The organism is Pseudomonas sp. SDO5522_S412 (genome assembly GCF_054071215.1).
The window spans coordinates 1-8,470 of record NZ_JBSVWQ010000240.1 but is presented as its reverse complement, the minus strand read 5'-3'; the positions used below and the strand labels follow the sequence as shown (position 1 = coordinate 8,470).

Sequence of the window (8,470 nt, the reverse complement as noted above, 5' to 3'; positions counted from 1 at the left end):
TCAGTCACCGAAAATATAGACTGATACACCGCATTCGCGAGCAAGCCCGCTCCCACATTTTGTAGTGCATTTCAAAGCTGGTTGAGGGGAATCTTCAAATAAACCACCCCATTTCCTTCCGCCGGCGGCATCACCCCGGCCCGCACATTCACCTGAATCGCCGGCAACAACAGCGTGGGCATGCCCAACCCGGCATCCCGCGTGGTGCGCATCTCGACAAACGCCGCCTCATCCACCCCGTCATGCACATGAATATTCCCCGCCCGCTGTTCAGCCACCGTGGTCAGGCACTTGGCTGCGCGTCCTTCGGGCGGATAGTCATGGCACACATAAAGGCGGGTTTCAGGCGCGAAGGCCAACAACTTGCGCATCGACCCATACAGCTGGCGCGCATCCCCACCAGGGAAATCGCAGCGCGCCGTGCCCACGTCCGGCATGAACAGCGTGTCGCCCACCAGAATCAACTGGTCATCAATCAGGTAAGCCATATCCGCCGGCGTATGCCCCGGCACATGCAGCGCCTGGGCCTTCAGGTTGCCGATGTGAAACACCTCATCCGGCGCGAACAGATGGTCGAACTGCGACCCATCCACCCGAAACTCCGGCTCCAGGTTGAACAGGTTCTTGAACACTCCCTGCACCTTGCTGATGGACTGGCCAATCGCGATCTTGCCCCCCAGTTGGCGACGCAAATAAGGCGCAGCCGACAGATGATCCGCATGGGCGTGGGTTTCCAGCAACCACTGCACCTGCAAGCCATGCTCGCGCACAAACGCGATCACCTTGTCCGCCTGGCCGGTGCCGGTGCGTCCGGAGGCCGGGTCGTAGTTGAGCACCGAATCAACGATGGCGCATGGGCCACCGTCCGTTTCATAGACGACGTAGGTGTAGGTCGACGACGCCTCGTCCAGAAAGGATTGAATCAACGCTGACATGACGGGTTTCCCAGATAGCTAATGGCGACTTACATTCAGTTAGGTTTCCACATAACCTTGTGAGCTTAAGTGAATTAAAGGACCCGAGGCAAAGGATGGCATCGTGGTGGCAAACAGCTAGGGCGTGGTGCCATACGGCAACGACCCTTGCGTGCATTAACTGAAAAAGGCCATAGACCATGAACGACCAACACTGGGGACCTACCATCAGTGGCGATATCGTTGTCATCGGTGGCGGCTCGGCAGGCATCGGCCTGCTGGCCAGCCTGCTCAAGCGCGACCCGCACCTGAACATCATCCTGATCGAGCCCAGCGACCACCACTACTACCAGCCGGCCTGGACCCTGGTGGGCGGTGGGGCTTATGACGTTACCAGGACCGTGCGCCCCATGGCCGACGTGCTGCCCAACGGCGTCACCTGGATCCAGGCCGCGGTCAGCGAATTACTGCCCGACGAGCAAACCCTGGTGCTCGACAGTGGCCAGCGCGTCAGCTGGAAGAACCTCATCGTGTGCCCGGGCCTGCGCCTGGCCTGGGAGAAGATCGAAGGCCTGCAAGAGACCCTCGGCCAGCATGGCGTAACGTCCAACTACAGCTATGAACACGCCGCCTACACCTGGCAACTGGTGCAGCAACTCAAGCATGGCAAGGCGATCTTTACCCAACCGGCCATGCCGATCAAATGTGCCGGCGCTCCGCAAAAAGCCATGTACCTGTCGTGCGATCACTGGCTCCGCCAGGGTGACCTGAAAAACATCAAGGTCGAATTCAACCTGGCCGGCGCTGCCTTGTTCGGCGTGCCGACCTTCGTGCCGCCGCTGATGAAGTACGTTGAAAAGTACTCGGCGCAGCTGGCATTCAACTCCAACCTGGTCAAGGTCGACGGCCCCGCGCGCAAGGCCTGGTTCGAAATCAAGGACGCCGAAGGCAATGTGCGCGTCGAAGAGAAAACCTTCGACCTGCTGCACGTCGTCCCGCCACAGGTCTCGCCGGACTTCATTCGCCACAGCCCCCTGGCCGATGCCGCCGGCTGGTGCGAAGTGAATCCCCAGAGCCTGCAACACCTGCGCTACCCGCACATCTTCGGCCTGGGCGATGTGTGTTCCACCACCAACGCCAAGACCGCCGCGGCGGTGCGCAAGCAAATCGTGGTGGTGGCGGAAAACCTGCTGGCCCTGCGCAGACAGGCACCGTTGCCCCTCAAGTACGACGGCTATGGCTCCTGCCCGCTGACCGTGGAGAAGGGCAAGGTGGTGCTGGCCGAGTTTGGCTATGGCGGCAAGTTGCTGCCGACCTTTCCCCTCGACCCGACTGTGGCGCGGCGTTCGGCGTGGTTCCTCAAGGCGAGTTTCCTGCCGTGGTTCTACTGGAACGGCATGCTCAAGGGCCGCGAGTGGCTGACCCGTCTGGCCAAGGTGGATTGAGGCAACCCTATGCTGCTGGCAAGTTTTCTGGGCGTGTTGATGGGGTTGGTCATGGGCTTGACCGGTGCCGGAGGCGGCATTCTTGGTGTCCCGGCCCTGGTATTGGGGCTGGGGTTGACCATGACCCAGGCCGCGCCCGTGTCGTTGTTCGCGGTGGGCGCGGCCGCTGCCGTGGGGGCTGTCGACGGTTTGCGCCATGGCCTGGTGCGTTACCGCGCGGCGCTGCTGATTGCGCTCCTTGGCGCGCTGTTTTCGCCGCTGGGGGTTTTCTTCGCCCACCAGATGTCGGAGAACGTCCTGATGGGCCTGTTCAGTGCGCTGATGGTGCTGGTGGCCTGGCGCATGCTGCAACGGGAGAAGCTTGAGGCCGGGCCGAGCGACCACGGCACCGCGTCGTGGGGCCAGAAGAACTGCATGCTCGACCAACAGACCGGGCGCTTTTCCTGGACCGCCAAATGCACCGCCACCCTGGCAGCACTCGGCGCAGTGACCGGTGCGGTGTCGGGCTTGCTCGGCGTGGGCGGCGGCTTCCTGATCGTACCGGCGTTCAAGCAACTGACCGATGTGCAGATGCGCGGCATCGTCGCCACCTCGCTGATGGTGATCAGCCTGATCTCGTTGATCGGTGTGATCGGCGCGTTTCATGCCGGGGTCAGTATCGAGCCGATGGGCTGGGTGTTTATCGGGTCGAGCATTGTCGGCATGTTGGCGGGGCGGCGCCTGTGCTCGGTGATCAAGGCGCGCACCTTGCAGGTGGGTTTTGCCACCCTGTGTGTGCTGGTGGCGGCGGGCATGCTGTTTCGGGCCCTCATTCAGGTGCCTTGAAATGCGGTCAGCATCCCGCCCCTACGGGTATCAGCGCCGCAGGTAGGCACCAAAGTCGATGTCCCCGGCGCTGAGAATCGCCTGCACCCGATTGTGCACGTTCAACTTGCGCAGGATCGCCGAGACATGGGCCTTCACCGTGGTCTCGGCAATCTCCAGGCTATAGGCGATTTGCTTGTTCGAGTCACCCTTGGTCATCCGCTCCAGCACCAGCAATTGCTTGCGGGTCAGGGCCTGCAGCAGCTCCGGCGCAAGCCCCAGGCAATCATTCATGCGGCGTTGCCCGCCGATTTTCTGGCTGCGAATAATCTCCGGCGGCAAATACACATTGCCGTTGAGAATCTGTTGGATTGCCTCGGTCATCTGCAGCCTGGGCGAGGACTTGGTGATGAACCCCACCGCGCCATAGGTGATGGCTTGCAGCACGACCTGCTTGTCCTGCTCGGCGGACACGATCACCACCGGAATCGTCGGCGACTCGTTGCGCAGGTTGATCAGGCCATTGAGGCCGTGCATGCCCGGCATGTTCAGGTCCAGCAGGATCAGATCCAGGTCGTCGTGCTCCTGGCTCAGGGCCAGGGCGCTGTCCAGGTCGCCGGTTTCCATCACTTCGCTGCCCGGGAACCCGTCGCTGATGACGTTGTGGATCGCCTCGCGAAACAGTGGGTGATCGTCGGCTATCAGAATTTTGTACATGGACGTTCGCCTTATTATTTTTGCTTATTCAAGCAGGTCCGATCCATAGGGTCATGCGCCCATTACATGCCAGTCTCGATGCCTTGGAAATGCGACGATAGAGAGGGGAATCAGTACCAAAGTAGTAGATCGTGCCGTACGTCGCGGTTTCAGCGCCACCCATTGGTCTGATTGCATTCAGTGTCGGATGGGTTAGTGTGGAGCGCATCTTCCAGAATAATAAAAACAGGCTTACCAATGAGCCCGAACCTGAGTCTCCTGCGTAAATTCGTTTCCCCTGAAATCATCTTTGGCGCCGGCTGCCGGCACAACGTAGGCAACTACGCCAAGACCTTTGGCGCGCGCAAGGTGTTGGTGGTGAGTGATCCCGGCGTGGTTGCTGTCGGCTGGGTGGCCGATGTCGAGGCCAGCCTGCAAGCCATCGGCATCGACTACTGCCTGTACACCGCCGTTTCGCCCAACCCCCGGGTTGAAGAGGTGATGCTCGGCGCCGAGGTCTACCGTGAAAACCATTGCGACGTGATCGTCGCCGTCGGTGGCGGCAGCCCGATGGACTGCGGCAAGGCCATCGGCATCGTGGTCGCCCATGGCTGCAGCATCCTCGACTTCGAAGGCGTCGACACCATCCGCGTGCCGAGCCCGCCGCTGATCCTGATCCCGACCACCGCGGGCTCCTCGGCGGATGTCTCGCAGTTCGTGATCATTTCCAACCAGCAGGAGCGCATGAAGTTCTCCATCGTCAGCAAAGCGGTGGTGCCCGATGTTTCACTGATCGACCCGGAAACCACGGCGAGCATGGACCCGTTTCTCTCGGCCTGTACCGGCATCGACGCGCTGGTGCATGCCATCGAGGCCTTCGTGTCCACCGGCCACGGCCCGCTGACCGATCCCCACGCGCTGGAAGCCATGCGCCTGATCAATGGCAACCTGGTGCAGATGATCGCCAACCCCGGCGACATCGCCCTGCGGGAGAAAATCATGCTGGGCAGCATGCAGGCCGGGCTGGCGTTTTCCAACGCGATCCTCGGCGCGGTGCATGCCATGTCCCACAGCCTTGGCGGCTTTCTCGACCTGCCCCATGGCCTGTGCAACGCGGTGCTGGTGGAACATGTGGTGGCGTTCAACTACAGCGCGGCACCGGAGCGTTTCAAGGTGATTGCCGAGACCTTCGGCATTGATTGCCGGGGCCTCAACCACCGGCAAATCTGCGGCCGGCTGGTGGACCATTTGATCGCGTTGAAGCATGCGATCGGCTTCCATGAAACCCTCGGCCTGCATGGGATTCGAGTGGCGGACATTCCCTTTCTGTCGCAGCACGCCATGCACGACCCGTGCATCCTTACCAACCCGCGTGAATCCAGCCAGCGTGACGTCGAGGTCGTCTATGGCGAAGCTCTCTGACGATCAGCAACGGGCACTCGCGGGGCTCCTGGGGCTGGGCAACCACTCGGCGCGCAAGAGTCATTACCCCGAACTGACCGCGCGCCTCGACGAGCTGGAAGCCGAGCGCAATCGCTACATCCGCCTCAACGACGAATTGGAACAGCGGGTCGCGGCGCGTACCGACGAGTTGCTGGAAGCCAACCGCAACCTGCAACAGCAAATCGCCCAGCGCGAGAAGATCGAGCAGGACTTGCGCGATGCTCGGGATGCCGCCCAGGCCGCCAACCGCAGCAAGGACAAATACCTTGCCGCCGCCAGTCATGACCTGCTGCAACCCCTCAACGCCGCACGCTTGCTGATTTCCACCCTGCGCGAGCGCAACTTGCCCAGCGTCGAACACGTGTTGGTGGAGCGCACCCATCAGGCCCTGGAAGGCGCCGAGGATTTGCTCACCGACTTGCTGGACATTTCCCGACTCGATCAAGCGGCGGTCAAGCCGGACATCGCCCTGTACCGTCTCGACGAACTGTTCGCGCCGCTGGTCTCGGAATTCCAGTCGGTGGCCGCGGCGTCCGGGCTGAACCTGCGGGCGCGTACAGGCCATTACGCAATCAACACCGACCTGCGGCTGGTGACGCGGATCCTGCGCAATTTCCTCAGCAACGCCTGCCGCTACACGAGCGCGGGCTCCATCCTGCTGGGCGCCCGCCGCCGGGGTGAGCGGTTGCGCCTGGAGGTGTGGGACACCGGGCGCGGAATTGCGGCGGACCGCCTGGACGCCATCTTCCTGGAGTTCAATCAACTGGACGTGGGCCGCGCCGCCGACCGCAAGGGCGTGGGACTGGGGTTGGCGATTGTCGAACGTATCGCCGAGGTCCTCGGTTATCCGGTGGCGGTGCGTTCGTGGCCGGGGCGCGGTTCGATGTTCAGCATCGAAGTCCCCATCAGCGAGGACATGCCGCTGCCCATCAGTGTGGTGGCCGCGCAACCGAGCACCGGCAACCCGCTGCCGGGGAGGCGGCTGCTGGTGCTGGATAACGAAGTCGGCATCCTCGACAGCATGAGCGCGCTGCTTGGGCAGTGGGGCTGCGAAGTGGTCACTGCGACCGATCAGGCCGGCGCACTGGTTGCGTTGCAGGGCAGGGCACCGGAGCTGATTCTCGCGGACTATCACCTGGACCATGGCGTGGTGGGCTGTGAGGTCGTGCACCAGTTGCGCGAGCATTTTGGCTGCAGGATTCCGGCAGTGATTATCACCGCCGACCGCACCGACCAATGCCGCCGTGCATTGCAGCGCCTGGACGTGCCATTGCTCAACAAGCCGGTCAAGCCCGGCAAGTTGCGGGCGGTGTTGACCCAGTTATTGGCCTAGCCACTTGATACCCGTCAACACCGGGCGTGACGCTTTGCCTCATGCTGTGGGCCAGATTTCACGGCCGACGGAGAACCCCATGAGTGCCCCCGCAACAACAGCTGCTTCATTCAAGTTGCCCCTGGGCCTGGTGGTCGGCGTACTGGTGATGGTCGGCGTGCTGCTGTTGCCGCTGCCGGCCGACTTGCCGGTGGCCGGGCACCGGATGCTGGCGATCCTCGCGTTTGCGGTGGTGGTATGGATCACCGAAGCGGTCTCCTACGAGGCCAGCGCGATCATGATCACCTCGTTGATGGCGTTTTTGCTCGGCACTGCGCCGTCGCTGCAAGACCCGACGCACCTGATCGGTTCCAGCCCGGCGATCAGCATGGCGTTGACGGGGTTTTCCAACCCGGCGCTGGCGCTGGTGGCCGGCGCGCTGTTTATCGCCGCAGCCATGACCCATACCGGGCTGGACCGGCGCATCGCGTTGGTCACCCTGACCCGCGTGGGTACCAGCACCCCGGGGCATTCTCGTCGGGGCAGTTGCCGTGACCATCCTCTTGAGCCTGGTGGTGCCCAGCGCCACGGCCCGCAGTGCGTGTGTGGTGCCGATCATGATGGGGGTGATTGCCGCGTTTGGCGTGGACAAGCGTTCGAATATTGCGGCCGGGATCATGATCGTCGTGGCCCAGGGTACGAGCATCTGGAACGTCGGTATCCAGACGGCGGCGGCGCAGAACCTGCTGACGGTTGGCTTCATGGACAAGATGCTGGGGCAGCGGGTGTCGTGGATCGACTGGTTGATCGCCGGGGCGCCGTGGGCGCTGATCATGTCGGCGGTGTTGTTGTTTTTGGTGTTGAAGCTGCTGCCGCCGGAGAGTGACAGCATTCCCGGAGGCAAGGAGGCGGTGGCGCAATCGCTGGTGGACATCGGGCCGATGACGGGGCCGCAGAAGCGCTTGCTGACGGTGTCGGTACTGCTGTTGCTGGCGTGGGCGACTGAGGGGCGGTTGCACAGCTTTGATACGACCTCGACGACGTATGCCGGGCTGGTGTTCTTGCTGATGCCGGGGATTGGGGTGATGACCTGGAAGGATGTGCAGTCGCGGATTCCGTGGGGCACGGTGATTGTGTTTGGGGTTGGCATCAGCCTGGGTACGGCGTTGCTGACCACCCAGGCGGGGCAGTGGCTGGGGTCGCAGGTGGTGGCGCATACCGGGTTGGACCAGGTGGGGCCGCTGGGGGTGTTTGCGATTCTGGGGGTGTTTTTGATCGTGATTCATTTGGGGTTTGCCAGTGCCACGGCGTTGACCTCGGCGTTGTTGCCGATTTTGATTGCGGTGTTGCAGACGTTGCCCGGGGAGTTCAGTCGGCTGGGGATGACGATGTTGCTGGGGTTTGTGATGAGCTACGGGTTTATCCTGCCCATCAATGCGCCGCAGAATATGGTGTGTTTGGGGACCGGCACGTTTACCGCGCGGCAGTTTGCCAAGGTCGGGATTTTGGTGACGTTGATTGGGTATGGGTTGATGTTGGTGTTTGCGGCTACGTATTGGAGTTGGTTGGGGTGGATTTGAGGTGGGGGGCATATCCGTTATTTCGGTAACGGCCGCTTATGGTTCCGCTCTTACAGCGGCCCGCTTCGCACTGCCTGCGTTCGGCCTCGGGCTCATTGGGGCAGTCAGATCAAGGTCAAAAGCAAAAGCACAGCGGCCTACCGGCCGGCTTGAGTGTTAAAAACAGAGGCAAGATCCAGGGCGAAAGCAGAGCTGCTTTTCTGTGGGAGCGGGCTTGCTCGCGAAGAACCTGAGAGCGCCGCGTTCATTCAGGATGCCCGCGTCATCGTTAACGAC

General features: G+C 62.1%; 6 protein-coding genes and 1 pseudogene. 5 read left to right on the top strand and 2 right to left on the bottom strand.

The features are described 5' to 3' along the window. Positions 1-71: 71 nt before the first annotated feature. Complete coding sequence (locus ACW9I6_RS28055) at positions 72-935, bottom strand: MBL fold metallo-hydrolase (RefSeq protein ID WP_003207791.1); 864 nt, start codon at positions 933-935, stop codon at positions 72-74. Between the two features lie 179 nt (positions 936-1,114). On the opposite strand from ACW9I6_RS28055, the gene ACW9I6_RS28050 reads away from it, so the two are divergent. After that, positions 1,115-2,359 carry an FAD-dependent oxidoreductase gene (locus ACW9I6_RS28050; RefSeq protein WP_457340072.1) on the top strand — a complete coding sequence of 415 codons (1,245 nt, stop codon included), beginning with the start codon at positions 1,115-1,117 and terminating at the stop codon, positions 2,357-2,359. 9 nt (positions 2,360-2,368) lie between these two features. After that, a complete protein-coding gene (locus tag ACW9I6_RS28045; protein ID WP_457340071.1) occupies positions 2,369-3,184 on the top strand; it encodes a sulfite exporter TauE/SafE family protein in 816 nt (271 codons plus the stop codon). 30 nt (positions 3,185-3,214) lie between these two features. On the opposite strand, the gene ACW9I6_RS28040 is transcribed toward ACW9I6_RS28045, so the two are convergent. Next, the gene (locus tag ACW9I6_RS28040; RefSeq protein WP_063028558.1) at positions 3,215-3,880 is read right to left on the bottom strand and encodes a response regulator transcription factor; all 666 of its coding nucleotides are present in this window, start codon (positions 3,878-3,880) and stop codon (positions 3,215-3,217) included. A gap of 237 nt (positions 3,881-4,117) precedes the next feature. Here ACW9I6_RS28040 and ercA point away from each other — a divergent pair, with 237 nt between their 5' ends. The 3 genes and pseudogenes from ercA to ACW9I6_RS28025 all read left to right on the top strand — a co-directional run bounded on the left by ercA (position 4,118) and on the right by ACW9I6_RS28025 (position 8,194). Then, the gene (gene ercA / locus ACW9I6_RS28035; RefSeq protein ID WP_003207798.1) at positions 4,118-5,281 is read left to right on the top strand and encodes an alcohol dehydrogenase-like regulatory protein ErcA; all 1,164 of its coding nucleotides are present in this window, start codon (positions 4,118-4,120) and stop codon (positions 5,279-5,281) included. Beyond that, on the top strand, positions 5,265-6,635 hold the full coding sequence (locus tag ACW9I6_RS28030; RefSeq protein WP_003207799.1) for an ATP-binding response regulator: 1,371 nt from the start codon (positions 5,265-5,267) through the stop codon (positions 6,633-6,635). Before ercA ends, ACW9I6_RS28030 begins: the two co-directional genes overlap by 17 nt. A gap of 79 nt (positions 6,636-6,714) precedes the next feature. Continuing rightward, positions 6,715-8,194: pseudogene (locus ACW9I6_RS28025) on the top strand (DASS family sodium-coupled anion symporter). The last annotated feature ends 276 nt before the right edge of the window (positions 8,195-8,470 follow it).

Coding starts and splice junctions, on each gene's coding strand:
- ACW9I6_RS28045 (WP_457340071.1), top strand. CDS start 2,369: ATGCTGCTGGCAAGTTTTCTGGGCGTGTTGATGGGGTTGGTCATGGGC.
- ACW9I6_RS28040 (WP_063028558.1), bottom strand. CDS start 3,880: ATGTACAAAATTCTGATAGCCGACGATCACCCACTGTTTCGCGAGGCG.
- ACW9I6_RS28055 (WP_003207791.1), bottom strand. CDS start 935: ATGTCAGCGTTGATTCAATCCTTTCTGGACGAGGCGTCGTCGACCTAC.
- ercA (WP_003207798.1), top strand. CDS start 4,118: ATGAGCCCGAACCTGAGTCTCCTGCGTAAATTCGTTTCCCCTGAAATC.
- ACW9I6_RS28030 (WP_003207799.1), top strand. CDS start 5,265: ATGGCGAAGCTCTCTGACGATCAGCAACGGGCACTCGCGGGGCTCCTG.
- ACW9I6_RS28050 (WP_457340072.1), top strand. CDS start 1,115: ATGAACGACCAACACTGGGGACCTACCATCAGTGGCGATATCGTTGTC.